A 25,032-nucleotide genomic window follows, 5' to 3' on the forward strand; every position below is an offset into this window, starting at 1 on the left:
GATCCTTCGGCAGGGGTTTGCTCCCCCCGTGAGCGGGCCGAGTGGTACGTTATTCCGTACCACCATCGGAAAGGGGCAGGTCATGTCCATCACTGCGAGCGAAGCCCGCAAGTCTCTCTTTCCGCTGATCAAGAAGGTCAACGACAACCACGAGGCCATCGAGATCGTCTCCAAGCACGGTAATGCCGTGCTCGTCTCGGCCGAGGATTATGCAGCGCTGCGCGAAGGCTCGTACCTCCTGCGCTCTCCGGCGAACGCTCGCCGACTGCTCAAGGCGTACGAGAACGCCCTGGCCAACATCGGCGTGTCGGAGCGAGAGCTGATCGACCCCGACTCGCCGGATGCGGCACGTGAGGGTGCTGCGTGAGGCTCGTTTTCGAGGAGCAGGGTTGGGAGGACTACACGTCCTGGCTCAAGAACGACCGCAAGATGCTTGCTCGGATCAACAAGCTCATCGAGGACGTCAAGAGGGACCCCTTCACGGGGATCGGCAAGCCCGAGCCGCTGGAGTATCACTTGCCCGGGGCCTGGTCGCGGCGGATCGACGACGAGCACCGCCTCGTCTACCTGGTGACGGACAAAGAGATCGTCATCCTCGCGGCTCGTTACCACTACTGACCGCTGGGACGGTGAGGCGGCACCGCCGTTCCGGCGATCACGCGGACGGCCCCCCATATCGCTCGAGTGGACGAGATGTCGCTCCGGTCGGCCTCGCACTCAGGTGAGGCCGACCGGCGAACAACGCTTCACGAGCAGTTCCACTCCTCGCTGGGCAGTGCGTGCCACAGGTCGAGCCAGTCGTGGAGCAGGAAGAGGGGGCGGGTCAGGACGATGTCACCGGCCCGCTGGGAGCGGATCGCCAGGCCGAGGTCGGCGAGGACCGGATCGCCAGCGACGCTGTACGCCAGGCTGCCGAGCCGTGTTGTGCGGTGGACGAGCCAGTCCTCCACGTGGGAAGGCGCGCAGCCGGTCAGCGGGGCTGCGTCCAGTCTCACCTGGGGGCCGGTAAGGGCGTCCACGGCGACACATCCCAGGCGGCCGTCCCGGAAGAGGGCTCTGATCCCGGTCTCGGCGAAGTCGGCGCGGTCGGGCGGCTGGTCTTCGCCGTGGTGGGAGTAGGACGAGACGGCCGGTCCTTCGCCGAGGACGCGGGTGATCTCCTCCAAGGTCATCCCGAAGTGCAGGGGGCCGACTCCTACGTACGGCGTGAACGTCCACTCGGCGCGCTCCTCCTCCCGGGCGATCCGCCACGGGCCGCGGTACCCCGCCTCGCTTCCAGGGGCGGCCACGGGCGGCTCGGGTGCTGGCTCGTGCAGGGCAGCCGGCATGGGAGCGGTCCGGTCCTCACGCCGGCGGCCGAGTCGTTCCGGAGTAGCGGTGTCCTCGGGTTGATCTTCCAGCCAGCGGATCGCCTGCTCCTGCTCCTGGCCGCCGAACGGGTCCTCCGCCAACTTGCCTGCCCGGTCCAGGGCCGCGCGGCGCTCCTTCTCCGCAGTGACGAGACCAGTGACATCCTCCCCCCAGGCAGCCAGCCGTTCTCGGGCGATCCACCGGTAGTACGAGTCCGCGCTCACGGCAAGGACCTCGCGAACGGCGGGCGCGTGCCGGGGTACGGACGAGGCGAGGGCGGGGTCGGTCAGGAGCAGGGCGGTGGCCGCGAGCGCGGCCTCCTTCACCAGTGGATCGTCGGCGTCGCAGAAGTCCGCGATGCGGTCGTGGAGTGTTGGCCTTGCCGTTCGGGCGGCGGCCAGATTCTGCGCCGTGCCGACGCCGCCCTCGACGTCCAGGCGGGCGATGTCGGCGAACGAAGCCAGCCAGTTCAGCAGTTCGGCGCGAAGCGACCGCCGACCGGCCCTGCGCTCCCACCGGTCTTCGGCGAGGGTGCGCGGATCGTCGAGAAGACCGGCCAGGACCAAGGCTGCCGGAGCGGTCGCCGGAAACACCTGCTCCTGATTGAGGAGCAGCCGATACAGATCGCCTACCGCCCGTACCCGGCGGGCCGGGTCGGCGGCGAGCACAGCGCCGAGGATGTCCGGTGTGTCAGGCACACCGTGCCGGCCCGTACAGACGTGCGGCAACTCTTCCCAGGCGGTGCCAGCGAGCTCTGCCTGTGCTCTGGGTGGCAGGGAGCTGGCGGGAGCACCAGAAAGGTCTGGGGTCATCTCGTTGATCACGACCGCAGTGTTCCAGCCGACTCCGACATCAGCGCCGCCGATACGTGCCACAGACCGCAGGCGGCTCACGCTCGAGCAACACTCTGATGCCCTCTCTGCTCGTGGCAGCGAGGGCATCAGGGCGTCAGGCGGCGCGGGCTGTGGGTAACTGCGAGACCCACGTCGTGAGCCCGGTCAGGTGCCCGGGCTGCAGCCCGTGGTGTGGGTCGGGCTGAATGAGGAGGGTCGACGTTCCCTTCGCAGTGCGCTCCGCCGCCCATCCATGGTCGAGGCCGGTGAAGTCGTCGTCGATCCAGATGGCGGGGGCGTCGCCCAGCCAGGCGTCGACGTGGTCACGCTTCCACAGGTAGCCGTTGGGGTGGCTGGTGGTGATCTGCGGACGCGGGAGATCGACGTACGGCAGGGCCGGGAGGTCGAGAAGGGGCCCGATGAGGGTGGTGGCGTCCTGCCGCCAGCTGGTGCACCAGGCCGGAGTGACCAAGCCGGTACGGATGACGTCCATGAGCAGGCGGCCGTGGTCGGGGTTGAGCCAGACGGTGACCGGGTTGTTGGTGCTGCGGCCGGCGGGGACGACGTCGTGGCGGGCGTGCGTGGCCGGGGTCGAGCCGTGCTCGTCGGGGAAGGGTATGAGGACGCCGTCGATGTCGAGAAGCAGGTAGGGCGGGCGCATCGGTTCCTCCGGGGGGAAGCCGGGCGGGTGGCTGTCAGAGCTTGCGGGCGCGGATCAGCAGGGTGGTGGGCCAGTGGCCCATGCGGGGGTCGTGGAACTCCTGGGCTGAGGTGAGCCAGAAGCCCGCCTGGCTGAGGTGCTTCTCCCACCGGTCCGTGGAGAACTCCCAGCGGGCGATGGGTAGGCGGGTGCGATCGGGAAGAGTGACGTGGTCGCGACGAGGTCGGTCGGCGCCCGAGGGGCTTCGGCCGCCGCGCTGCGGGTGAGGGACAGAGAAGACGAGCACCCGGCCGGGCGTGAGGCGCTGGGCCACGGCCGGCAACAGGAGCTCGGGGGCGACGAGGCCGACGGCGCCGAAGACGGAGTAGATCGCGTCGAACTGCTCGTCGGAGGCGTGCAGGTAGTGCAGGGCGTGGCCGGCGACGAAGGTGAGGCTGTTCAGCCGTCCGTAGTGGGAGCGGGCGCGGCGGACCTGGAGGCCGACCAGGTCGACGCCGGTGACACGGGCGCCATGGCGGGTGGCGAGATGGGCGGCGTTGTGGCCGGGGCCGCAGCCGAGTTCCAGGAGTCGCTTGCCGCGCAGGTCGGGGCCGAGGGCGTCGGCGCCGGGACCTTGGCCGGGTCTCGTCGTCCATTCCATCCGGGCGGGTACGGCCAGAGGTTCGGCGAGTCCGGCGGCGGTGCGCTGGAGGGCGTGGGCGTGCCAGGGGGATGCCTGGGCGAGCACGTCAGATCTCCAGGAGGTGGAGGACGTCGGTGAGGTGGCGGCGGACGGCCTTGGTGTAGGCGGGGTCGGTGGCCGGGTCGTTGATCCAGCGGATGGACTGCTCCATGAACCACTCGACGGCCCACATGCGGTGCCAGCCCAGGGCCCAGTTCTCGGCGGTGAGCCCGCCGCGCGGGGCGAGGGCGTCGGGGGTGCCGCCGGCGGTGACGTACTGCTCCAGGAAGACGCGCAGACGGACGGGGTGTGGGGGCTCGATGGTGCCGTGCCAGCTGGCGAGGTCGAGCAGGCCGGGGCCGGTGAAGGCGCGGGCGAAATCGAGCAGCCGCCAGCCACGCTCGCCGATGTGGAGGCTGGTGGGGTGGAACTCGGAGTGCACCCAGCCGAACGGCTCCAGCGTCGCTCCGGCCGAGCGAGCCTCGGCGGCCTGAGCGATACGGTCGAGCGCATCCTCGACATCGTCGGCATCCTGCCACCGGTCGGCCTTGCGCAGCCGTTCGAGGTGCTCCAGCGCCCTTGCCGGGAGCGTCCGCAGCCGGTCCTGGTCGAGGACGGGCAAGGGCGGAGCCGTGCGGGTGCCGTGCAGGATCACGGCCGCGGCGGCGCCGTCGAGGTCGTCGGCCTCGCGGACGGACGGTCCGAGGTCCTCCATGAGCATGCCGAGCCAGCCCTCCAGGACGGCGGAGGCGTGGACCTGGGGGACTGGTACGCCGAGGGTGTCGGCCAGGCGGAGGGCCTGGTCCTCGCTGTCGAAGGGCTTCTTGGCGTACTTGAAGATGGCCGTGGAGCCGTCGGGGAAGGCCACGCGTTCGACGCCGGACATGGACCACACGCGTACCTCCTTCCGTGCGGCGGTGGTCCGGCCGGTCGCGGTGAGCAGGTTGTCGAGGAGTTCGGCGCTGGGGTTCGTGGTCACGGGAGGGCTCCGGGGATGGGTGGTGGCGTCCGGGGCGGGCGAGGGGTGCCGGCCCGCCCCGGAGCCTGATCGGGTGGGGTTACGCGGCGGGGTTCACGCGGTGGGCGTAGACCTGCTCGATCCAGCCCGCCTTGAACGCGGCGAGGTCGTCGCGGAAGTTCGCCATCGAGGCACCGTAGGGCGCGACCACGCCGCCGGACTGGTCCGGCACGGACTGGCAGCCGTGCACGAGCCGGCCGCCGAGCGCGGCGTGGGCCTTGATGGACTCGATCCGGCGGTGCTCGTTGAACCAGCCGCCGTGGTAGACCTCGTCGAGCATCCCGCCCATCTCGTCGTCGAGGTCGAAGACGACGGAGGTGGCGGCGGGGAAGAACCAGCACGGGCCGACGTTGGAGATGTGCCCGTCGAGCTCGACCTTGTTGAGCGCCATGAACGTGGCTGCCTCGCGCAGCATCCGCAGGTGCTCGGCGGTGATCTGCGGCAGGCCGAGGCCGGCCAGGTGCTCGTCGCGGAAGATGTAGGCGTACACCTCGTACGCGGTGGCCACGACGCGGGCGGCGTCGGAGGTGGACTCGCTGTGCTGCTTGATGAAGTCGAGCGCGAGCTGCTCGACCGTGCTCTCGGTCGTCTCGTCCACCTCCAGGAGCTGGGACTTGACCAGCTCCCAGTCGGCGACGAGCCAGGTGTTCGACTCGAAGCGGAAGAAGTACTCGGCCGGGTCGATCGTGATGCGCCGGCCGTCGACCTGGATGCCGGGCAGGCGGCTCCAGCGCGGGTCGAACGCCTCGGGCAGCTCGACCGTGATGGCCGTGGTGTCGATGGTGGTCACCGTGTCTCCGTCTCTGATTGGCCGGGTTCGGGCACAGGAATGCCCGAGCCCGGTGTGGGCGTACGGAACTTCGGGGTGCCGCCCGGACCAAGGGGGAGCCTGGATCACGGTCGTGCCGTTCCGGGCGGCTGCTGATAAGTGAACCGGTGGTCACGCTCAGTGGGTACGGTGGAAGGCAGTTGAAGCGGTATACGCGGTTTACAGCTCCGGAGTGGAGGCGATCGTGGCGGCGCCGAGAGAACCCAACTCCCGTCTGCGCGACGTCATCGCGGCGGTCGACTGCACCTACGAGGCCCTCGCCAGAGACGTGCGGCGCATCGCGGCCGAGAACGGCGAGATCCTCCAGACCAACAAGTCGGCCATCTCGCACTGGGTGAACGGCACCCGCGCCCCGTCGGGCCGGGTAGGTCAGTACCTGACCGAGGCGCTGTCCCGCCGAGCGGGGCGCACGGTCACCCAGACCGAGATCGGCCTCCAGGCCGGCGATGACGAAGCGCCGGCGGAATCCGACCCTGTCCTCGCCGCCACCGACCTGGGCCGCGCCGACGTCGAGCGCCGCCGCTTCCTCGCCATCGCGGCCTTCACCACCGCCGGCGTCGCCATGCCGCTCGGATACGACCACGAAGCCACTGCCCGCATGCTCCGCGCCCGCACCGGCACGTCCGTGGTCGGGGCAGAGGACGTGGACGTCGTACGGCAGATCACGGCGGCCTTCAGCGCCGCCGACGAGCGCCTCGGCGGCGGGCACGGACTGACCACCGTCACCGCGTACCTCGCCGACACAGCCGCCCCCATGCTGCGCGGACGTTTCCCCAATGAAGCCTTACGCCGGGCAGCCTTCGGCGCCGTCGCCGAACTCGCCTACCTCGCAGGGTGGAAGCACCACGACCTCGGCCAGGAAGGGGCCGCCCAGCGCTACTACCAGGTCGGCTACAAGCTCGCCTGCGAAGCCGACCCCTACGGCCACGCCGCCTGGATGATGCGCGCCCTCGCCCACCAGGCCCTGAGCCTCAAGCAGCCCCACCACTGCGTAGACCTCGTCGAAGGCGCCCTCCGCACGGGTCTCGGCCACGTCGACGGTCAGACCGAGGCTCTCCTCCACATCACCCACGCCCGCGCCTACGCCGCCGTGAACGAGAACCCCCAGGCCGCGCGCGCCCTGCTCGCCGCCGAGGACGCCCTCCTACGAGACGACGGCCCTCAGCCCAGCTACTCCCGCGTGAGCGGCCCCGCCGCCGGCACCGTGGCCAGCCACACCGCCCGCACCCTGACCGACCTCGCCGACCACATCGGCACCGAGCAGCAGCACCGAGACGCCCTCACCCGCTGGGACCCCGAGAAGTACAAGCGCGTCCACGCCCTCACCCACGCCGACCTCGGCGACAGCCTCGCCGCCCAGGCCCGCGCCGACGAAGCCGTCGCCGCCTGGACCCAGGCCCTGGCCCTCTTGGAAGGCATGACCTCCGACCGCACCCGCAAGGCGATCACCTCGATCCGCTCCACCCTCGCGGTCTACCAGAGGCGCAAGGTACCCGGCGCCGCCGATCTAGCCCGCCGCGCTCGCGAGGCCCTCGCCTAACATGCCCAACAACTCGCCCGACGAAGGGAACACCGTGGCCCAGCAGACCGACGACCAGCCGAAGGCCCTCAAGCCGGCCCTGGAATCCATGACCCTGCTGGTCGCTGCCGTGATCGTCCACGACAAGACCACCAACCGCGTCGTCCTCCTCCAGCGCAGCGAGAACGCCAAGTTCGCTCAGGGCCTGTGGGACCTCCCCGTCGGCAAGAGCGAACCAGGCGAGCCCATCACGGAGACCGCGGTCCGCGAGCTCTACGAGGAGACCGGCCTCACCGTGAAGCCCGAGTCCCTCAAGGTTGCCCACATCATCCACGGCGCCTGGGGCGTCGAAGCCCCCAACGGCTTCCTCACGGTCGTCTTCGCCGCCCACGAATGGACCGGCGAACCCGAGAACCGCGAACCCCGCAAGCACTCGCAGGTCTGCTGGGTCGACGCCAACGCCATCCCCGAAGCCTTCGTCGACACCACCGCCAGCGCCCTCCACCATTACCTGAATGACGGCTCGGAGGTCTCGCTGGACGGCTGGTCGGCAGCGTGAGCATCACGCTGCTCCACCTCATACCCAAGGACCCGCACTTTTCGCCTGCGCCCGCTGCGAGCGAGGCTGCGCAAGCCCGGCTACGACAACTGGTTCCTGAGGCGTTGGGCGGTTACGACGTCTGGGACATCCCAGGCACAGCCTTCATTGATCCCGGGGAGAACTGGTGTGGTGTCCGGTGCCCCGTATGCGGCTCCGACATCGAAGACTGGTGGGGCGACGCGATGGACACGGCAGCCCTGCCGGACGGCTATTTCGACGCGCTTGCCGTGACGATGCCCTGTTGCTCTGCCCAGACGGACTTGAACGCCCTCGACTACGTCGAGGCTGTGGGTTTCGCCAGGTACAGCCTCGTCACCACAGACCCAGAATGCGAGCTGCCACTACCACCAGCCAGCATCCAGGCGTTGGAGGACCTCCTGGGCACGGACCTGCGACAGGTCATCGCCCGGCACTGACGTCAAGCGCTGGCTTCGCTATGCGGGGCTGCTCGGAAACAGAAGCTCGTACGACAGGTGATCGTCGTCCGCTACGCGCGGCACGTAGTCCGGGGCCGTGCGTGCAGCCACAGCCAGCAGGCGAGCGGCAGCCTCCTCCTCGGGGATGGAGGCAAGCCCGAGGGCGTGCAGAAGGCGGTCGCGCTCGGCGTCGAAGTCCGGGTGGTCGGCCCGAAGGTCCGAGCCAAGCTCGCTGATCGCGAAGCCCTTCGCCAGGTCGCGCCAGAAGGGCAGCACCACGATGAGCGTGATGGCCTCGACGAGGTCGGCGCCGATCAGTGTGGCCTGTCCCTCAGAGTCGGCGTAGAGGACGGGCCTCTCGTCGGCCTCAGCATCCCCGCACAGGTAGTACGTGCCGCCGGCGCCGCAACCGGCTATCGCGTGTAGGGGGATCCTGGTAGAAAGGGCAAGTTCCTCGATGGGATCCCGGCGCTCAATATCGAAATCGCCAGGCCAGGCGAGCGCGGTGGCAAGGGAAGGCTCCTGCTCGATCCGGCGGAGCAGGTCGTCTGATGCGGTCATGGGACGGAACGTAACAGCGCCGTCGGACGTCTGGTGCAGCTGGCCTGCTGGTCGACGCCAGCCGGTGCTGTCAGTAGGGCGTGGCACAGTTCGGCCATGAGTTACGACCTGGCGGTGTGGGAAGGCAGCAAGCCCGCTGACGATGTGATCGCGGGCGAGGTCCTCACGCAGATGTACGACCGCTACATCGACACGGAGGAAGAGTTTCCACCCTCACCGCGTATCGCGGAGTACGTTGCTGGGCTCTTGGCGCGGTGGGTAGATCTCACGGAAGACGAGGAGGACACCTCCCCTTGGTCGACGGGGCCGTTGATCGGCGAGGCGTCCGGGCCGTTCATCTACTTCCCGATGCGGTACAGCATGGCCGAGGAGGCTTCGGCCTACGCCGCCGATCTCGCGGCATCGATGGGGCTCGTTTGCTATGACCCGCAGGCTCGGCTGCTGCGGCCGTGACCGCCTTCGGACCGAGGGCGGGTGCAGTCCGGCACGGCCTTCCTGCGCGCAGGTAGCGTGACCGGCATGTCCGAGGAGTTGCCCGGTTTTCCCTACCACCCCGACCCCTTGGCGACCGGGGCGGTCGTTGAGTCCAGCACGACGTGCCTTTGCTGCGGGAGGGCGCGGGGGTTCATTTACGTGGGTCCGGTGTACGCGGTCGAGGAACTTTCCAGCTTGCTGTGCCCGTGGTGCATCGCGGATGGCAGCGCGGCTGCGAAGTACGACGCACACTTCATTGGTGACCCGGTAGGGAACGATGTCCCGCTTGAGGTCGTGATGTCCGTCGACGCGTGTACGCCGGGCTTCTCCTCCTGGCAGGACCCGCAGTGGTTCTTCCACTGCGGTGATGGTGCGGCGTTCCTGGGGGCGGTCGGGACGGCCGAGCTGGCCATGTTCCCGGATGCCCTGCAGGCGCTGCGCAGCGAGGTTGGCGCATGGGGGTGGTCTGTCGAGGCGGTGGAGAGCTATCTGGGTGCTCTGGACAAGGACAGTCAGCCCACGGGCTACCTCTTCATGTGCCGCACGTGCGGCCGATACATGGCGTACGCGGACTTCACGTAGCCGCAGTCAGGCGGCTGCTACGGCCGGGTCCAGCCGTTGGCGAACTCGCAGTGGAGGTCTGTCCAGCGGCGCTGTTCGGCGGGGGCGTAGCTGGGGTAGCCGAGGCGTCCCACGCCCTTGACCCACTCGTCCCAGAGGCCGTCGGGCTCCGTGAAACGGTCGGCGTGGCGGGTACCGAGGAGGGCGTCGAGGCGGAGGAGGGCGCCTAGGGCTGCGGGCTGGTCGTAGTGGAGGTCGGTGCGGGGGAGGTAGTGGTCGAGGTAGGCGGTGAGGATCTCGGCGTCGGCGTGGGTGCCGAATCGGGCGGCCGCCTGGTGGAGGGCTGCCGTGCGGCCCTGCCCGCCCCGCCGGGCTGTACCGGGTCGCCGCGGCCTGCGAAGACCCGGGGACCCGGGCAGCTGTCACCCGACGGCCGTCCGGAATGCCGCGTGACGGATGGTGACGCGTGCCCGTACCGTCCGTCACACCGGCCGTTCGGTGACTCCATCAGTCGTCGCAGAGCGCGGGCCCGAAGCGGAAGAGGCCGGACGGGTCCTCGGCGCGCTTGACGGCGAGGAGTCGGGCGTGGTCCTCCGCGCCCCACACCGCGGCCGTCTCCTCCGGGGTGGAGATGGAGCAGAAGTTGAGCAGCGCGCCGCCGGTCGACCAGGGCTTCACCGCGTCGACGATGCCGTTGCCGGCCGCCGGGAGTGCCTCCTCCAGACCAGGCAGCAGGGGACCGACCACGTGCAGGCAGTACGCGCCGTCACGGCCGGCGACCGCGTTCGGCGGGGACGCGGGACGGGACAGGGCGCCGCCGAGCTGGCGGATCTCCACGGCGAGGGGCGGCACGTCGGCCTGCGGGCCCGCCGCGGCGATCAGGGCCTCGACCGTGTCGGCGTCGAGGGAGCGGAGCAGGCCCCCCTGGTGCCAGAGCGGCATGGGTTCCGTGGGGTCCTGGCACACCGAGTCCGTCTCGGTGACCGGCAGTCGACCGATGTGGTCCAGCACCGCTTCCCCGCTCTGCCGCATCGGTGCGAGCAGCGCCTCACCCTCCTCGGCCGGGCCGTTGTACGAGTACCGCAGGTGGACGACGAACATGCCGCGCAGGGGCTCCGGCAGCCTCTCCAGCGGCGGCAGACGCAGCAGGGCGACGGAACTGCTCGCCGACTCCGGAAGCGTCGGCGCCCAGGTGCGGTAGGCGTGCAGCACCGAGGCCGTCGAGGAGGCCGTGAAGTAGATGCCTCCCGCGTACAGGGTGGTCACCGGGAAGAGGCGGACCTCGATGGCGGTGACGATGCCGAACTGGTCCCGTCCGCCGCGGACGGCCCAGAACAGCTCCGGCTCGGCGTCGGCCGTCACGTGCCGCAGGCGGCCGTCGGCCGTCACCAGGTCGAGCGCGGTCACGTGGTCGGCGGCGAAACCGTACTCCCGGCCGAGCAGTCCGAGGCCGCCGCCGAGGGTGTAGCCGACGGCTCCCACGGCGGAGGACGAGCCGCTCAGCGGGGCGAGACCGTGCCGGGCGGCGGCGTCGACGACTTCGCGCCAGCGGGTCCCGGCCTCGATGCGCGCCAGGCGCCGCTCGGGATTGACGAGGACTCCACGCATGCTGCGGGTGCTGACGAACAGCCCGCCGTCGCACGGCACGCTTCCGTGCCCGGTGGCCTGGACGGCGACCGGGACGCGGCGCTCGGCGGCCCACCGCACCGCGGCCACCACGTCCTGTGCGCGTCCGGCCGCCACCACGGCGACCGGGCGGCGCACGACGGCCAGGTCGAAACCGGCGGCCTCCTCGGCCAGCCCGGGGTCGCCCGGCAGGTACACGGGGCCCGACACCTCGGAGCGCAGCAGCCGTATGTCGTCGTCGGTGAGGGGGTGGTGGGGGATCAGTGGCGTGGGCATCGGAATGTGTCTCCAGTCCTGAGAAGAAGCGGCTTCGCGACGGTTCGGCCGGTCCGGTGGCCGGTCTCCTCGCGGAGTGCCTGGCCGGGCGGCCGGAAACGATCCTGTGAGCCGGTTCTGTGAGGGAGCTGGAACGTCGTTCCAGACGGCTGCGCCCCGTTTCCAGCGGCCTTCAAGGCCGCTGGAAAGGTTCCGGAGTCCGCCTTCACCCGTATCGGGGCAGCGTGTGTGGCCGGATCGCGGTGGCGACCAAATGTCCGAATACCGACAACCCGTTCTGCTTTGACGGCTCCATCTGGCATTCTCTTGCTCCATCCGAGAGACGGGGCACTGAATGAACGAGGTCCGCATCGGCGTACTGGGGTCCGTTTCGGCCAGCGTGGACGGCCGCCCGGTCGCGCTGGGGGGCATCCGGCAGCGTGCCGTGCTGGCGGTCCTGGTGGCCGCCCGCGGCCGGCTGGTGCCGCAGGAGGCGTTGATCGACGACGCCTGGGACGGCCGGAGTGCCCCCACCCCGGCCACGCTGCACTCGTACATCGCGGGCCTGCGCAAGGTGCTCGAGCCGGGACGCGCGCTCGGTGGCTCGGCGGAGCTGATCGTCCGGGAGAGCCTCGGGTACACCCTGCGTCTGCGGCCGGAGCAGGTGGACGCGGAGCGGTTCACCGAACTCGCCGCACAGGGTGAGCGCCTCGTGCGCTCGGGGGACGCCGACGCGGCGGCCCGCGTGCTCGGTGAGGCGCTCGGGCTGTGGCGGGGCCCGGCCTACCAGGAGTTCGCCGAGTACGCGTTCGCCGTGCCCGAGGCCGCCCGGCTGCACGGACTTCGACTGTCCGCGCAGGAGGACCTGTTCACCGCCGAGCTGGCCCGTGGGCGGCACACCGCGGTCATCGGCGACCTGGAGAAGCACACGGCCGAGCAGCCGCTCAGCGAACGGGGCTGGGAACTGCTCGCGCTGGCCCTGTACCGGTCGGGGCGGCAGGGCGACGCGCTGGCGACGCTGCGCACGGCCCGCCGGGTGCTCGCGGAGGAACTGGGCGTCGACCCGGGCCCGTCGCTGCACCGCCTGGAGGTGGCGCTGCTGGAGCAGGACGACTCCGTCGCGCCGCCCGTCGCCGACATGGTGCGGCCGGCGGTGGACATCGAACCCGCGTCCCCGGGGCGGCGCGGTCGCCGGCTGCCCCTGGCACTGACCGGACTGGTCGGGCGGGACGACGAGCGGGCCCTCGTCGGCTCCCTGCTCCGGGAGCACCGCCTGGTCACGCTCACCGGTGCCGGCGGCATCGGCAAGACCCGGCTCGCCCTGGAGGCGGCCCGCGAGCGCGACGACGAGGACGGGCCGTGGCTGGTGGAACTCGCCGACCTGGAGGACCCCGACCCCGGGCTGCTGGTCGCCGACATCGCCGACGTGCTCGGCTTCCGTGACGCCACGACGGCGGAACGGCTGGCGCAGGTGCTCGGCGCCCGCACCACCCTGCTGCTCCTGGACAACTGCGAACACGTCCTGAGCGCCGCCTCGGGGACCGTCGCACACCTGCTGTCGCACTGCGCCGGACTGCGGATCCTCGCCACCAGCCGTGAGCCGCTGGGCGTGGCGGGCGAGGTGGTGTACGAGGTCGGGCCGCTGCCGCCCGAAGCGGCCCGGGAGCTGTTCTTCGCCCGGGCGGCCGCCGCGGTTCCCGGCTGGGTTCCGGACAGCCACGAGATCGCCACCGGCGAGGCGATCTGCCAGGAACTCGACGGGCTGCCGCTGGCCATCGAACTGGCCGCCGCCCAGTGCCGCATGCTGGCGGTGGACCAGATCGCGCGGGCCCTCGACGATCCGTTCGCGGTGCTCGTCGGCGGCCCGGAGATCGGTCCGGCCCGGCACCGGGCGCTGCAGGCCACCGTGGAGTGGAGCCACCGGCTGCTGGACCCGCCGGAGCGTGAACTGTTCTACCGGCTCAGCGTGTTCGCGGGCGGATTCGACCTGGACGCCGCCACCGCGGTCGGCGGCGGCCCGGTGCTCCCCGAACTCACCGCGCTCGTCCGCAAGTCCCTGCTCGCCACGGAGGCCGGCAGCCGTCCCCGGCGCTACCGCATGCTCCAGACGCTCAAGGACTTCGCGCGCCGCAACGCCGATCCGGCCGTGCTGACCGCCGCCCAGGCGGCGCACCGGTCGTGGGTGCTGGGCCGGGCCGAGGCGGCCGAGAATCTGCTGTACGGCGAGCACGCACGAACGGCCATGGAGCAGACGACGCGGGACCTGCCGGAGATCCGGGCGGCGTTCACCTCCGCGCTGTTGTCCAGGGACGCCGAGTACGCGCTCCGCCTGGCCGGAGCCCTGCACCGCTACTGGTACCGGTGGGGTCACATCGCCGAGGGCCTGGGCTGGCTGAAGGCGGCCCTGGACATCTGCCCCGAGGGCGCGCCGGGTCCGCGGGCGCGCGCCCTGATCGGGATGGGGGCGCTGTCCTACCTGCTGGGGGACTTCGCCACGGCGGCCCGCGCGGCGGCGGAGTCGGCGCGGCACGCCCGGGAGGCCGAGGACCTCAGGACCGAGGCCGGGGCACTCGCCTACCGCGCGTTGTTCGAGGGGCTGCTGGGCAAGCCGGGCACCGAGAAGATCGCCGAGGCGGCGGTCGAACTGGCCCGCATCTCGCGTGAGCCCTGGCTGGAGGCCGAGGCGCTCATGGTCCTCGGGATGCTGCTGCGCATGACGGGACCGAGCGGCCGCGCCCGGGAGGTCCTGGTCCGGTCCAGGGACATGGCCAGGACCTGCGGTCACCGTTTCGTCCAGGCGTCGTCCTCCTGGCTGCTGATGAAGAGCGACATCGCCGAGGGACGGCCCGCCGAGGCCCTGACGGCGGGTCTGGGTGCGCTGCGCTCCATCGAGGAGGAGGGCGACGTCACCGGATGGCTCGCGATCGCCCACGCCACCGCCGCCGCGCTGACGCTGACCGGCCGGAGGGACACCGGGGCCATGCTCCTGGGCGTCGTCGAGGAGCAGGGCTCCCGCATCGGGTACTCCCCGGTCGCCATGGATCCGATCGACGGGCCGGGGCACGCCGTGCTCGTGCGGGAGGCGCTGTCCGCGGAGGACTTCGTCCGTGCTTACGAGGCGGGCCGGAAGCTGTCGCCCGCGGAGATGAACGAGTACATGTACCGCTCCGTGACCGGCCTGGGGCCGGAGGCGGGGGCGGACGTGGAGGCGGAGGCGGGAGCGGGAGCGGGAGCGGACGTGCGTCCTCGTCCGTGACACGCACCGCGGTCCGGACACCGGTGCGCCCGTCCCACGGCGGGTGATGACGACGGTGGTGAGGCCCCCCGTACCCCACCACCGTCGTGCGTCCCCGTTCCGGGACACCAGGCTGGCCCCGTCCGCTTGGGGTTCGCTGGAAAGCCGGGACCGAGGGGACCTCCGCCGGTTCCAGGGGCCTTGCAGAGCGGCCGCCGATACTCCGGTACGACCGCCCGCTCGGTGAGTGGGTGGTCTGACGTGGCGCGACAGTCGCAGCGGTCCGAAGAGCGTCTTCCTGACGTACCGCCGGGCGTCGCGCGGTCCGAACGCCGGACCTGCCGCTCGACGGAGGAAGGAACCCTGCCATGCCGAGAACCCGATTGCTGTCCTTCGATGACCTGGCCGCGCTGCGCTCGGGCGTGGCGGGACCCGTTTTCGTCCCGGGTGACCCCGGGCTGGGCGAGGAACTGGCCGACTGCCGCACGGCCGTCCTGCACCACCCCGTGGCCGTGGTGGGTGCCATGTGCCCGCAGGACGTCGTCAGCACCGTGCGGTGGGCCGCGGCCCTGGGCCTGCCGGTGACGGTCCAGCGGACGGGGCAGGGACCCGTGGAACAGGACGGGGGGCTGCTGGTGACGACCGGGCGGATGCGGCCGGCCCCCCGGGTCCGGTATGCCGGCAGGCCCGGAGGGCCGGGACCGGATGCGGGTCCCTCCGGCGCAGGCGACCGCCACCTCGCGGCCCTGACCGGGACGAGTAGGTCCTCGTCGGCGGCTGAGGACCGCGGCACCCCGGACGCCGCGTGTCCCTCTCGCGTCGGCCCGGTGACGTTTCCAGCGGATTCCAAGCCGGTCGGCCGATCATGAACGGGTCGCGGAACAGCCGCGACATCACGTTTCCCGGAGCGCCTTGTGTCACCCGGTCACCCGGCGCACCGAGTCCGGACGATCTACGGAAAGTCCATGCAATCCATTCGAACGACGAGGACTTCGGTCCTCACGGGGGAGTCACCCATGCGTATCCGACGCGTTCCCGTTCTCGCTGTGGCCGCCATCGGCGCGGTCCTGCTGACCGGTTGTCAGCCCAGCGAACTCGAAGCCGACCCGAGCCTGACCGCCGGCGCTTCGTCCGCCGCGGCGACGCCCTCGGACAACCGGTCGCCCGCCTCCGACGACACCCAGGGGGGCACGCGGCGGGTCGTCGACGCCGCCCAGGCGGGTGGCCTGCCCAAGGCGACCGGCGAGGCCGCGCTGAGCGACCTCCCCGTCGATCCGGGTGACATGCGCGACGGCATGAACCTGGTGGAGCAGCTGTATCTGCGCAAAGACTCGCAGGGCCGGGAGGCGAACGTCCTCGTCGTCGCCGTCGACAACGTTCCGGAGGAGACCACCACGCGCCGGGAGTACCTGTTCCGGGGCATGCTCGACCACCTCAAGTGGGAGGACACGCCCCCGCAGGCCGAGCCGATCGGCGACCCCGGCCCGCTCGGCGGTTCGGTGGAGTGCCTGCTGGCCTCCTTCGTCGAGGACGGCGACGTCATCTGCGGATGGGCCGACGACACGACCGCGGGAGTAGTCCACTTCCCCAACAGCACCGTCCCCGAGGCCGAGAAGCTGATCGTCGCGATGCGCGCCGACCTGGAGAAGTGAACCGCCCGGACCGGACGAAGACCGGGAGGGCCCTGTGACCGAAGCGGCGTGCACACCGGTCCGGCCTCAGTCCGAGCAGGTGGTCGCGGAGCCGTCGGCCGAGGAGGTGACGGCCACGCGGTAGCCGGCTCCCTTGGTGAACTCGGGGCCGGGCCTGCTCTCTTCGTCGTCGAGGATGTCCTTGGTCAGGAAGTGGACGTCCAGCATCGCGGCGTCGTCCGCCTCGCCGCGGGTGAAGCACAGGTTCGCGGGCCGGTCCGCCGTCGACGACTGCCGGGTGGCCGGGGACGGCTGCCAGCCCTCCCGCTCCGCCGCGGCCCGGTAGTGCTGTGTCACGGCTGCCCTGTCGCCGGGGAAGACGTACGTACGCTCGACGTACAGCTGTGCCTCGCCGCTGTCCTCCCAGCAGCCGGCGTCAAGGCCTTCGAAGCCTTCGGGCTCGATCGTCCCTCGAGGCCGGGAGCCGAGAACGCCGTAGGACTTCAGCTCGTCGACCCGGCTCTCGGTACCCTCGCAGCCTGCGGCGGAGGCGGCGTCCGCGAGGGTCTGGCACCCGGTGAGTGCTCCGGTCGCCAACGCGGCCGCCAGGAGAAGAGCGGTGTGCCGCCTGGTTTCCATGCGAAGGGTCAAGCCGACTCCTATGGTGCGTTCCGGTCTGTTCTCGGGCTCGCCGGGGTGGTGGCCGCCGGTTCCCGGGCGGCCATGGGGTTGGCGCGCTGCTCCAGTGGCAGGTGTGGAACGAGGGCTCAGGCCAGGCCGAACCGCTCGGCGTGCACCTGCCGCGCGGGGACCCTCAGCTCGCGCAGGCCGGCGAGTACCGCCGCGGTCATGGCGGGCGGGCCGCAGACGTACACGTCGCGTTCGGTGATGTCGGGGACCAGCTGGTGCAGGCTGCCCGGGCCGAACGGCGGGGCGCCGCCCTCACCGGTCCTGCCGGTGAGGAGGTGCAGTCGTCCGCCCCGGAGCGCGACCAGGTGGCGCACCTCGTTCAGCAGCACGGCGTCGGCCTCGCTGCGCACCCGGTACAGCACGACGACGTCACCGGTCGCCTGTTCCTCCAGCATGGCCCGTACGGGCGTGATCCCCACGCCGCCGGCGATCAGCAGGGCGCCGGGCCGGGTCCGGTGCAGCGAGGTGAACGCCCCGTACGGTCCCTCGACGAAGGCGCGGCTGCCGACCGGGACGTTCCGCAGTCCCGCGCTGGTACTGCCCGCCGCCTTCGCCGTGAGACGCAGCCCTCCTCCGCCCGGCGCCGCCGACAGGGAGAAGGGGTTGGCCAGCCACCAGTGGTTGTGCCCGGGGAACCGCCAGATGCAGAACTGGCCCGCACGAGCCGGGAGTTGGTCCAGGTGCCGGCCCGTGACGTACACGGAGACCACGTTGTCCGACTCGGGCACCACGGCCACCACACGGAACCGGTGGTACGCGTTGCGCCACAGCGGCATGACGACCCGCCCGGTCAGCAGGGCGCCGAAGGCGAACAGCCACAGGATCCACCAGTAGGCCGTGGCGAAGGCGGAGGAGGTGAACGTCGTGGTCTCCAGCAACTGGTGGACGAACGACAGCCCCAGGGCCACGTAGAGCAGCAGATGCAGACCGTGCCACACCTCGTACCGCAGCCGTCGCCGCAGGGACCGGGTGGAGGCCACGGCGATCACGACCATGACGGCCGCGGCGAGCATGCCCAGCAGGGAGGCCGGCACCCCGCTCAGCGCGACGAACGTCTTCCCCATGGAGGCGTCGTCGAGGGTCGCGAAGCCGAGCACCACCAGCGTGGCGTGGGTGAGGACCGTCCAGACCAGCGAGAAGCCGACCCAGCGGTGCCACACCGTGAGCCGGTCCATTCCGATGCGGCGGTCCAGCCACGGCAGCCGGGCCACCAGCAGCAGTTGGAACAGCATCAACAACGCCGCGTGCAGGCCGAAGAACTTGGCGACGGTGAGCACCCCGTTCTTGCCGGAACCGGCGGTGAGGAACAGCGCCTCGACGATCACCGTGTTGGCGACGACGAAGGTCCACATCGCCCAGCGTGCCGCCTCCACCGGAAGCAGGGTGCCGCCCCGTACCGCGTTGCCCGTCGCCGCCATGGTCGCCTCACATCCCCCGTGGCCGCGGCGCGCGCGGCCCCCGTACAAACCCCGTGAAGACCGAAGGAGTCCGGCCGGAGCGCACCCTCGATCGGGTAAGGATACGGCGGCGGGGTCCCGATGTGTTCAGGCCGGAACCGTCCAATCTGCCGGTGTCGGGGCGCTCGGTGGCGGTGGAGGGCGCGAGTGGTTCGGTTCGCGGGGCCGGGGAGCACAGGGGGCCGGCCCGACGACGTGACGGTCCTGGTACGTGGTCGGGTCACCCGGAGGCACACCCCGTGCCTCCGGTCCGCCCTCGTCACCGTCCCCGCCCGCATACTCGCGCCCCGTGCTCCCCGGCCCGGCGCCCCGGCCGGTCAGCAGGTGGGGATGACGGTCCCGTTGTTGTCCCGTGCCTCGTCGTTGCCCCAGCGGGAGAGGTAGTACGCCGAGACGTACTGGTTCGCGGGACCCACGTCGAGGTCGGTGCGCAGCCACCAGTGGTTGTAGTTGCCGGCGCCGTCACGGATCTCGCGGCCCCACACCTTGCAGAACACGTAGTTGGTGCCCGCGTACAGCGTGCCCGTCTGGGAGGTGCTGGTGGGTGAGGCGTACCCGGGTGCGTTGGCGAAGGTGTCGACCCAGTACGTGCCGCCGCCGGAGCAACCGTTGTCGCTGGTCAGGTACTTCTGGTAGTACGAGCCCGGGTACGGGGCGAGGGACGCGCCGTTGATCCGGATGGTCTGGCCGACACCGTTGTAGAGCTGCTCGTAGTGGAGATGGGCCCCGGTGCTGGCGCCGGTGGAGCCGGTCGTGCCGATCCGCTGGCCCTGGGTGACGCCCTGGCCGTGGCTGATCGAGTAGGCGGACAGGTGGAAGTAGTAGGTCTTCCAGCCGCCGCCGTGGTCGATGACCACGTAGTTGCCGGCACCGCCCGCCTCGTAGTAGCGGTATGCCGTTCCGGACGCGGAGGCCAGCACGGGGGCGCCCGAGGTGGCGCCCCCGTCGGAGCGTACGAAGTCCAGGGCGAGGCGGACCTCGGCGGAGTGATGGCTGTAGGTCCACTGCTGGCCGCAGGGGTAGGGCGCCTTGAAGTTCGGTGCTGCTTGGGCCGGGGCGGCGGTGAGAGCGACGAGGCCGAAGGCCCCGAGGGCGCCGGCGAGGAGGACGGACAGAAGACGTCTGAGTGACACGGCACATGGCCCTTCTGGGGGGAGCCGGGCCGGCGACTCGGGGGAGCGTCGGCCCGGACGTGTGCGCGCGTGCGCACACGGGACGATTCGGATCGCGGGCCCGAGTGTATGAGCGTGTCCATGCCAGGCAGGGGGAGCTTTTCCATGTCGGCCGAAAGGCCCAGGCGGGCGGCCCCGGCCCGGCGGCGCCGGGAACGAGTCTTCCGCCGGACGCACCAAGGCTGTTTCATCCCGGACATGGCCGGAACGCTGAGCATCCACTTCACCTCTGCCGACTTCCTGCATGTGCGGTTCGCCCGCTCGCCGGACCCCATGTGGGAGGCCGTGCTCGGCCTGCACGTGCTGACCACCCCGGCGGACCGGCTCCCGGCCCGGTTACGCCTGTGGCGCCGCCGGGCACGTGAGCGTGCCGGACGGGCGGAGGTGCGGGCCGCGTTCCGCATGCTGCACGCTCTCGCGCCGTCCGACGCCTCCTACTGGCCGGACTTCCTCACCCCCGCCGAGTCGGAGGAGGGACTCACCGCCGGCCTGCGCGTCCTGCGGGAGACCTCACGCGCCCGGCTGGAGCGTGAGATGCGCGAGGCGTCGCGTCACCGTCCCCTGCCGGCCTGGGCGCGGCGCCTGGCCGCCGGTGACCGCACGGTGCTGGACGACGTGGCGAACGCCGTCGGCACGGTGCACGGCAGCCTGCTCGCCCCCGACTGGAGCGAGGTCGAGGCCACCGGCGAGACCGATCGGGCGCGCCGGATGGAAGCATTCGAAGGGGGGCTGGGGGCGGTGTTCGCCTCGTTCCCGCCCTTCGTGTGGCGCGATCCCGTCCTGAGCGCCCCGTACCCCGTGGACCGCGTCATCCGCCTGCGGGGACGGGGGCTGCGCCTGGTCCCCTCCTTCTTCTGCCACACCCGGCCCGTGGCGATCGCCGACCCCCGGCTGCCTCCCGTCGTGGTCTATCCGCTGCACCACGACGACCCGCCCGCGGCCCTGTCCGGCACCCGGCCCGGAGTCCACCGGGACGCGGACGCGGCCCTCGCGCGGCTGCTCGGGAGGAACCGCGCGCGCGTGCTGACAGCCCTCGTGACCACCCGCACCACCGGTGACGTGGCGGCTCGCCTCGCGCTGCCGGCGTCGTCGGTGAGTGGACACCTGACCGTGCTCAGAAACGCCGGACTCGTCGCGAGCGAACGCACCGGAGCGCATGTCACCCACCGGCTGACTCCTCGTGGCCGGCACCTGCTCGACGGAGGACGGGGTGACGGCGTCCGCGTCCCCGGCCGGCGGCAGAACGCGCCGTGACGGGCGCGGTGGGCCACCGCGCCCGGGGCGGCCGCGACCGAGTTCGCCGTCCGATGGCGAGGCCGATCCCGGCACCGCCGTCGAGGACGGTGCACACGGCCGTCAGGTCCCTGACGTGCCGGTGACCGTGACGCCGCCCGAGGGACGGGCCGGGGGCCCGTTGGTCGGCCTTGTCCACCGGGGTCCCGCGGCGGTCAGCGGCAGTCAGCGGCGCTTCGTGCTCTTCGTCACCGTGTCGACACCCGGGAACTGCCCGTGGCCGGTCAGAACCGGAAGCGCGGACCGGTCGCCCTTCAAGGCGTACGCGTAGAAGGCGCGCAGGTAGGAAACCGCGAGGTTCTGCTGCTGCTCAGGGGTCGGCCGTCCCGCGGTGTCCGGGCAGGTGGTGTCGTCGCCGCCGCTCGGTTCGGGCCCGTCGGTCCACTCGGTGTTGAAGAAGTTGTGGTTTCCCTTGACCAGGCGGAGCAGGAAGCCCTCGGTGTGCGACCGGCCGCGTGCCTTCTCGAAGTACGACTCGTTCCCCAGCGACCAGCATCCGGTCGAGATCACCGCGAACGGCGCTCCCTTGACCAGAGTGTCGAAGAACCCGCTCGGGCCGGGGGAGGCGAGGGAGACCGCACCGCGGATCCGTACGCCGTCCGGCAGCTCACCGCGATTGCCCTCGGCGGCCTGGTACATGACACCCTCGCCGGCCACGGAGTGGCCCATCGTGCCGACCCGGTTCAGGTCGAGACGGTCCCTCAGATCGGCGTCGACCGGCTCACCCGTCCGGACGTCGGTGAAGTGACCGGCGAGCGGCCCGTCGCCGGTCGTGGTGAACTGCCTCAGCAGTTCCAGGTGCCGGTTGACCAGGCGTGCGCGCTGCGGGGCGACACCCATGTGGTGGTTGAGGCCGCTCGCGCTGGGCGCCACCACCACGAAGCCGTCCCGGGCCAGCGCGTCGGCGAGGTAGTCGTACCCCCGGTGGCTGGGATACGGCTCGACACCGGGCGGGCACGGCCACTGCCAGTCCTCCTCGCGGGGGGAGTAGCAGGGGAGCTGCTGACCGTGCAGCAGGACGATCACCGGCAGCTTGCCGTCGATGGTGCGCGGGTAGTGGACGACGGCCCGGACCTCGGAGACGCCGTGCCAGTCCTGCGGGTCGGTGAACACCTCGTCCCCCAGGTCGTACTCGACGGCCGCGACCGTGTCGTCGGTCGTGGCCACGGTCGCGGTCACGGCGGCGTCGTCGGCGTGTGAGCCGGGACCGGCCGTCAGGACGGTGATCGCGGCGGCGAGTGCCACGGCGACGGCGCCGGGACGGACACGTTTCCCACGGAGTGAACGGAGCATAGCCAACCCTGGGTCGAGGTGAGTGATGGTGAGTGATCCTTGTGGACGCCATGTCGGTGCGGCGCGGTCGTGCTCCGCCGGGAAGCGGACCGACTGCCTCATGGCCGCTCGAAGAGACGAGGCGGAGGCACCACGCGTTGCAAAGGGCCGGCAAAGCCGCCGCAGGGCCGGGAGATCCGGTGACACGCGGCGAGCGGCGAGCGGTGACGGGGACGAGGCCCGCGGCGCTCGCCGCGGGCCTCGTCCCCGCCTTCTGCGCGGGCCTTGTTCCCGCTCTCCCCGCGGGCCTTGTTCCCGGCCTCCCCGCGGGCGCGGCCCCCGCCGCTCCCGGAGGCCGGGCCTAACCCGCGACCGCCCGCAGAGCCGCCTCCCGCACGCGGGCGGCCGCGTGTTCGGGCAGGTACCGGCCGGCGTGCAGCCGGCTCGCGGCGGCGGTCGTCGCGTCCCTGCGGGCCCGGTCGGTGAGCAGGTCCGCGCAGTGCCGGGCCAGTTCCTCGGCGGTGTCGGCGAGGGCCAGGTGCTCGCCGGGGACCACGTCGAGGCCCTCGGCGCCGATCGTGGTGCTGACCACGGGCACGCCGTGCGCGAACGCCTCCAGGATCTTGATGCGGGTTCCGCTGCCCACGCGCAGCGGAACCACGACCAGGTCGGCGGCGCGCAGGTGGGGCGCCATGCTCGGGACCACGCCGGTGACCTCGACGTGCGGGCCCGCCAGCGCGGAGACGTCCGGGGTGGACGCGCCCGCCAGCACGGCCCTCGCGTCCGGCACCCGCTCGCGGATCCGCGGCAGGATCTCACCGGTGAGCCAGGCGGCGGCGTCCGCGTTGGGCGCCCAGTCGAAGGAGCCCTGGAACAGGATGGTCGTGCCGCGGCCGGTGCGCGGTGGCTCCGGCGGGCGGGCGGGGTAGGTGTTCGGCACCACCACCGTCCGCCCCGTGCCCAGCCGTGCGGCGTCGTGGGCGCAGGCGACCACGGCCACGTCCGCCTCCCGCGCCACCCGCCGGTGGACACGGCCCCACCAGGCGATCGAACGCCGTGCCTGCACGCGCTGCCACGGCGTCAGCGGCACACCCCACACGCCCCGGCCGAGCCGCGACCAGCGGCGGATCAGCACGTCCTCGAAGTCGTCCACATCGACGACGGTGCGGCCGGTGAACCGTCCGCGCAGCGGCAGCCAGGAGCGCTCCCGGTTGAACCACACCAGGTCGTAGCGGGTGCCGGTCGACCAGCCGGGCAGGACGGGCGCGAGCGTGCGCCGCTGGTGACCGGCGTAGGCGGCGGACGGCCCGCGCGCGGCGATCTCCAGGAAGGCGCGGGCGCCCGTGTACGGCGGTACGGCGGCGACCCCGGTGCGGGCGAAACGGACGGTCTCCTCCGGCGGCGGCACGGTGTCCGGGGGCGCGAGGAAGAGCGCGTCCACGGGGCCCAGCGCGGCGAGCGTCCCGGTGACCAGGTCCATCCGCTGCACCGCGCCGCCGGCGGGGCGGCGGGGCAGGATGTCGCTGACGAACAACGACCGGATCATCGGACGGCCCTCCCGTCCGGCTGCGCCGTCACGCCGGTCTCTTCGTCCGGGCCGGCCCGTGGCGCGGTCACCGCCTGCCGGGTGGCCAGCAGCGTGTAGCCCAGCCCCACGGCCCAGCCGATCACCGTCGCCCACATGATGCCGTCGACTCCCCAGGCGTGGCCCAGCGCGTACGACAACGGCAGCCGGACCACGCCCAGTGACGCCACCGTGCAGATCAGCGGCACGACGGTGCGGGTGATGCCGTTGAACCAGCCGTGCAGCACGACCGTCAGCGTGTAGCACAGGAAGAACGGTGCAGTGATGAGGATGTACCGCTCGGTCACCAGCCGGGTCTCGGGGCTGCCGGAGAACAGCGCGGCGATCGGCCCGCGTCCGACGAGCAGCAGCAGGGACACCAGCGCGGTGAGCGCGACGCCCAGCCACACGGAGTGACGGACCCCCTCGCGGACCCGCTCGGTCCGGCCGGCGCCGGTGTTCTGCGCGGTGAACACCATCAGCGCGCCGGACAGGTTGAGGAACAGCACGCTGGTCAGCAGCTCCAGCCGGGCGACGACGGTCAGCGCCGCGAGGGCCTCCTCGCCGAACGGTGTGATGATCCACACCAGCACCAGCACGCCGACGCCGATCAGCAGGTACTGCACGGCCATCGGCGCGCCGATCCGCAGGCCGCGCCACACCTCGGCGCGCACCGCGGCGGCCGTGACCCCGGCCGGCCGCGGCCGGCGTTGCTCGCGCACCAGGCGGGTCAGCCCGACCACCGCGGTCAGCGCGTTGGAGGCCACCACGGCCAGCGCCGCGCCCGCCATCCCGAGCCGCCAGGGGCCCACGAACAGCCAGGCGAGCACCGCGTTCAGCACACTCGCGGCGATCATCAGACCGGTGGCCCGGCGGACGTCGCCGCGGCCGGTCAGCACCGCGCACACCGCGCCGAGCGCGTAGACCGCGACCATGCCCGAGCACAGCGTCACCACGAAGGTGCGGGCCTCGGCGGCGATCTCGCCGGTCACGCCCGTCAGCGCCAGCAGCGGCTCCGCGGCCAGGACCGCGACCGCGGCGCAGAGCGCCGACCACACTCCGGTGCAGGCCGCCAGCGCCAGCAGCGTGCTCGGATCGTCGCGCCGCCCGGCGCCGGCGAGGTGCCCGAGCCGTACCGTGAACGCGCCGGAGACACCGATGAACAGCGAGGTCAGGATCGAGTACAGGGGCTGTGCCGCGCCCAGCGCGGCCAGCCCGGTGACGCCCACGTACTGGCCGACGACCGCGCTGTCGACCAGCAGGTAGCCCTGCTGGAGCAGGTTGGCCAGGGCCAGCGGGGCCGCGATGCCGACGATGCCCGTCAGGACCGGGCCCCGCGTCAGGTCCGGCACG

The 25,032-nt window shown here is 71.8% G+C and carries 25 protein-coding genes; 11 read left to right on the plus strand and 14 right to left on the minus strand.

The window, feature by feature from the left end; all coding sequences use genetic code 11:
* The first annotated feature begins 82 nt into the window (after positions 1–82).
* Both ACIF9R_RS02830 and ACIF9R_RS02835 read left to right on the plus strand, forming a co-directional pair.
* Complete coding sequence (locus ACIF9R_RS02830) at positions 83–367, plus strand: type II toxin-antitoxin system Phd/YefM family antitoxin (RefSeq protein WP_399973378.1); 285 nt, start codon at positions 83–85, stop codon at positions 365–367.
* Positions 364–618, plus strand: a complete 255-nt coding sequence (locus ACIF9R_RS02835; RefSeq protein ID WP_399973380.1) for a Txe/YoeB family addiction module toxin — start codon at positions 364–366, stop codon at positions 616–618. Before ACIF9R_RS02830 ends, ACIF9R_RS02835 begins: the two co-directional genes overlap by 4 nt.
* A 128-nt stretch (positions 619–746) precedes the next feature.
* Here the strand turns inward: ACIF9R_RS02835 and ACIF9R_RS02840 are convergent, their stop codons facing one another.
* The 5 genes from ACIF9R_RS02840 to ACIF9R_RS02860 form a co-directional block, all read right to left on the minus strand.
* Positions 747–2,048 (minus strand): hypothetical protein, encoded by a 1,302-nt coding sequence (locus ACIF9R_RS02840; protein ID WP_399973382.1) that lies wholly within the window; start codon positions 2,046–2,048, stop codon positions 747–749.
* Between the two features lie 250 nt (positions 2,049–2,298).
* Positions 2,299–2,844 (minus strand): HAD domain-containing protein, encoded by a 546-nt coding sequence (locus ACIF9R_RS02845; RefSeq protein ID WP_399973385.1) that lies wholly within the window; start codon positions 2,842–2,844, stop codon positions 2,299–2,301.
* Positions 2,845–2,878: 34 nt separating this feature from the next.
* Complete coding sequence (locus tag ACIF9R_RS02850) at positions 2,879–3,571, minus strand: methyltransferase domain-containing protein (RefSeq protein WP_399973387.1); 693 nt, start codon at positions 3,569–3,571, stop codon at positions 2,879–2,881.
* Between the two features lies 1 nt (position 3,572).
* On the minus strand, positions 3,573–4,484 hold the full coding sequence (locus ACIF9R_RS02855; RefSeq protein WP_399973390.1) for an aminoglycoside phosphotransferase family protein: 912 nt from the start codon (positions 4,482–4,484) through the stop codon (positions 3,573–3,575).
* A 79-nt stretch (positions 4,485–4,563) separates the two neighbouring features.
* The gene (locus tag ACIF9R_RS02860; protein ID WP_399973392.1) at positions 4,564–5,313 is read right to left on the minus strand and encodes a hypothetical protein; all 750 of its coding nucleotides are present in this window, start codon (positions 5,311–5,313) and stop codon (positions 4,564–4,566) included.
* Between the two features lie 223 nt (positions 5,314–5,536).
* On the opposite strand from ACIF9R_RS02860, the gene ACIF9R_RS02865 reads away from it, so the two are divergent.
* The 3 genes from ACIF9R_RS02865 to ACIF9R_RS02875 are packed head-to-tail and all read left to right on the plus strand — an operon-like array spanning position 5,537 to position 7,888.
* Positions 5,537–6,892 (plus strand): tetratricopeptide repeat protein, encoded by a 1,356-nt coding sequence (locus ACIF9R_RS02865; RefSeq protein ID WP_399973395.1) that lies wholly within the window; start codon positions 5,537–5,539, stop codon positions 6,890–6,892.
* A gap of 1 nt (position 6,893) precedes the next feature.
* The gene (locus ACIF9R_RS02870) at positions 6,894–7,430 is read left to right on the plus strand and encodes an NUDIX domain-containing protein (RefSeq protein ID WP_399973398.1); all 537 of its coding nucleotides are present in this window, start codon (positions 6,894–6,896) and stop codon (positions 7,428–7,430) included.
* Complete coding sequence (locus ACIF9R_RS02875) at positions 7,427–7,888, plus strand: hypothetical protein (protein WP_399973400.1); 462 nt, start codon at positions 7,427–7,429, stop codon at positions 7,886–7,888. The genes ACIF9R_RS02870 and ACIF9R_RS02875 overlap by 4 nt, the downstream gene beginning before the upstream one ends.
* Positions 7,889–7,906: 18 nt before the next feature.
* Here the strand turns inward: ACIF9R_RS02875 and ACIF9R_RS02880 are convergent, their stop codons facing one another.
* Positions 7,907–8,449 (minus strand): hypothetical protein, encoded by a 543-nt coding sequence (locus tag ACIF9R_RS02880; protein WP_399973403.1) that lies wholly within the window; start codon positions 8,447–8,449, stop codon positions 7,907–7,909.
* A gap of 96 nt (positions 8,450–8,545) precedes the next feature.
* Here ACIF9R_RS02880 and ACIF9R_RS02885 point away from each other — a divergent pair, with 96 nt between their 5' ends.
* Positions 8,546–8,902, plus strand: coding sequence for a hypothetical protein (locus ACIF9R_RS02885; RefSeq protein ID WP_128839843.1), 357 nt, complete (start codon positions 8,546–8,548; stop codon positions 8,900–8,902).
* Between the two features lie 66 nt (positions 8,903–8,968).
* Entirely contained in the window at positions 8,969–9,505 is a 537-nt protein-coding gene (locus tag ACIF9R_RS02890; RefSeq protein WP_399973406.1) for a CbrC family protein, read from the plus strand.
* A gap of 17 nt (positions 9,506–9,522) precedes the next feature.
* Here ACIF9R_RS02890 and ACIF9R_RS02895 read toward each other — a convergent pair whose 3' ends face one another.
* Positions 9,523–9,903, minus strand: coding sequence for a DUF6000 family protein (locus tag ACIF9R_RS02895; RefSeq protein ID WP_399973971.1), 381 nt, complete (start codon positions 9,901–9,903; stop codon positions 9,523–9,525).
* Positions 9,904–9,991: 88 nt separating this feature from the next.
* Positions 9,992–11,386: an FAD-binding oxidoreductase gene (locus tag ACIF9R_RS02900; protein WP_399973409.1), complete on the minus strand. Its 1,395-nt coding sequence runs from the start codon at positions 11,384–11,386 to the stop codon at positions 9,992–9,994.
* Positions 11,387–11,720: 334 nt separating this feature from the next.
* On the opposite strand from ACIF9R_RS02900, the gene ACIF9R_RS02905 reads away from it, so the two are divergent.
* The 3 genes from ACIF9R_RS02905 to ACIF9R_RS02915 all read left to right on the plus strand — a co-directional run bounded on the left by ACIF9R_RS02905 (position 11,721) and on the right by ACIF9R_RS02915 (position 16,252).
* Positions 11,721–14,621, plus strand: coding sequence for a BTAD domain-containing putative transcriptional regulator (locus tag ACIF9R_RS02905; RefSeq protein WP_399973412.1), 2,901 nt, complete (start codon positions 11,721–11,723; stop codon positions 14,619–14,621).
* 347 nt (positions 14,622–14,968) lie between these two features.
* Positions 14,969–15,469: a hypothetical protein gene (locus ACIF9R_RS02910; RefSeq protein ID WP_399973413.1), complete on the plus strand. Its 501-nt coding sequence runs from the start codon at positions 14,969–14,971 to the stop codon at positions 15,467–15,469.
* Positions 15,470–15,616: 147 nt separating this feature from the next.
* The gene (locus ACIF9R_RS02915) at positions 15,617–16,252 is read left to right on the plus strand and encodes a hypothetical protein (protein ID WP_399973415.1); all 636 of its coding nucleotides are present in this window, start codon (positions 15,617–15,619) and stop codon (positions 16,250–16,252) included.
* Between the two features lie 66 nt (positions 16,253–16,318).
* Here the strand turns inward: ACIF9R_RS02915 and ACIF9R_RS02920 are convergent, their stop codons facing one another.
* The 3 genes from ACIF9R_RS02920 to ACIF9R_RS02930 all read right to left on the minus strand — a co-directional run bounded on the left by ACIF9R_RS02920 (position 16,319) and on the right by ACIF9R_RS02930 (position 19,511).
* A complete protein-coding gene (locus ACIF9R_RS02920; RefSeq protein ID WP_399973418.1) occupies positions 16,319–16,882 on the minus strand; it encodes a hypothetical protein in 564 nt (187 codons plus the stop codon).
* Between the two features lie 116 nt (positions 16,883–16,998).
* Entirely contained in the window at positions 16,999–18,339 is a 1,341-nt protein-coding gene (locus tag ACIF9R_RS02925) for a ferric reductase-like transmembrane domain-containing protein (RefSeq protein WP_399973419.1), read from the minus strand.
* Between the two features lie 356 nt (positions 18,340–18,695).
* Positions 18,696–19,511 carry a M23 family metallopeptidase gene (locus ACIF9R_RS02930; protein WP_399973421.1) on the minus strand — a complete coding sequence of 272 codons (816 nt, stop codon included), beginning with the start codon at positions 19,509–19,511 and terminating at the stop codon, positions 18,696–18,698.
* Positions 19,512–19,748: 237 nt separating this feature from the next.
* Here ACIF9R_RS02930 and ACIF9R_RS02935 point away from each other — a divergent pair, with 237 nt between their 5' ends.
* Complete coding sequence (locus ACIF9R_RS02935; RefSeq protein WP_399973423.1) at positions 19,749–20,804, plus strand: ArsR/SmtB family transcription factor; 1,056 nt, start codon at positions 19,749–19,751, stop codon at positions 20,802–20,804.
* 204 nt (positions 20,805–21,008) lie between these two features.
* On the opposite strand, the gene ACIF9R_RS02940 is transcribed toward ACIF9R_RS02935, so the two are convergent.
* From ACIF9R_RS02940 to ACIF9R_RS02950, 3 genes are all read right to left on the minus strand, one after another.
* The gene (locus ACIF9R_RS02940) at positions 21,009–22,136 is read right to left on the minus strand and encodes a hypothetical protein (RefSeq protein WP_399973425.1); all 1,128 of its coding nucleotides are present in this window, start codon (positions 22,134–22,136) and stop codon (positions 21,009–21,011) included.
* A gap of 340 nt (positions 22,137–22,476) precedes the next feature.
* A complete protein-coding gene (locus tag ACIF9R_RS02945) occupies positions 22,477–23,661 on the minus strand; it encodes a glycosyltransferase (RefSeq protein WP_399973427.1) in 1,185 nt (394 codons plus the stop codon).
* The gene (locus tag ACIF9R_RS02950) at positions 23,658–25,031 is read right to left on the minus strand and encodes an MATE family efflux transporter (RefSeq protein WP_399973429.1); all 1,374 of its coding nucleotides are present in this window, start codon (positions 25,029–25,031) and stop codon (positions 23,658–23,660) included. The genes ACIF9R_RS02945 and ACIF9R_RS02950 overlap by 4 nt, the downstream gene beginning before the upstream one ends.
* Position 25,032 lies beyond the last annotated feature (1 nt).

Source organism: Streptomyces sp. NPDC086080 (assembly GCF_044540255.1).
Classification (GTDB): Bacteria; Actinomycetota; Actinomycetes; order Streptomycetales; family Streptomycetaceae; genus Streptomyces.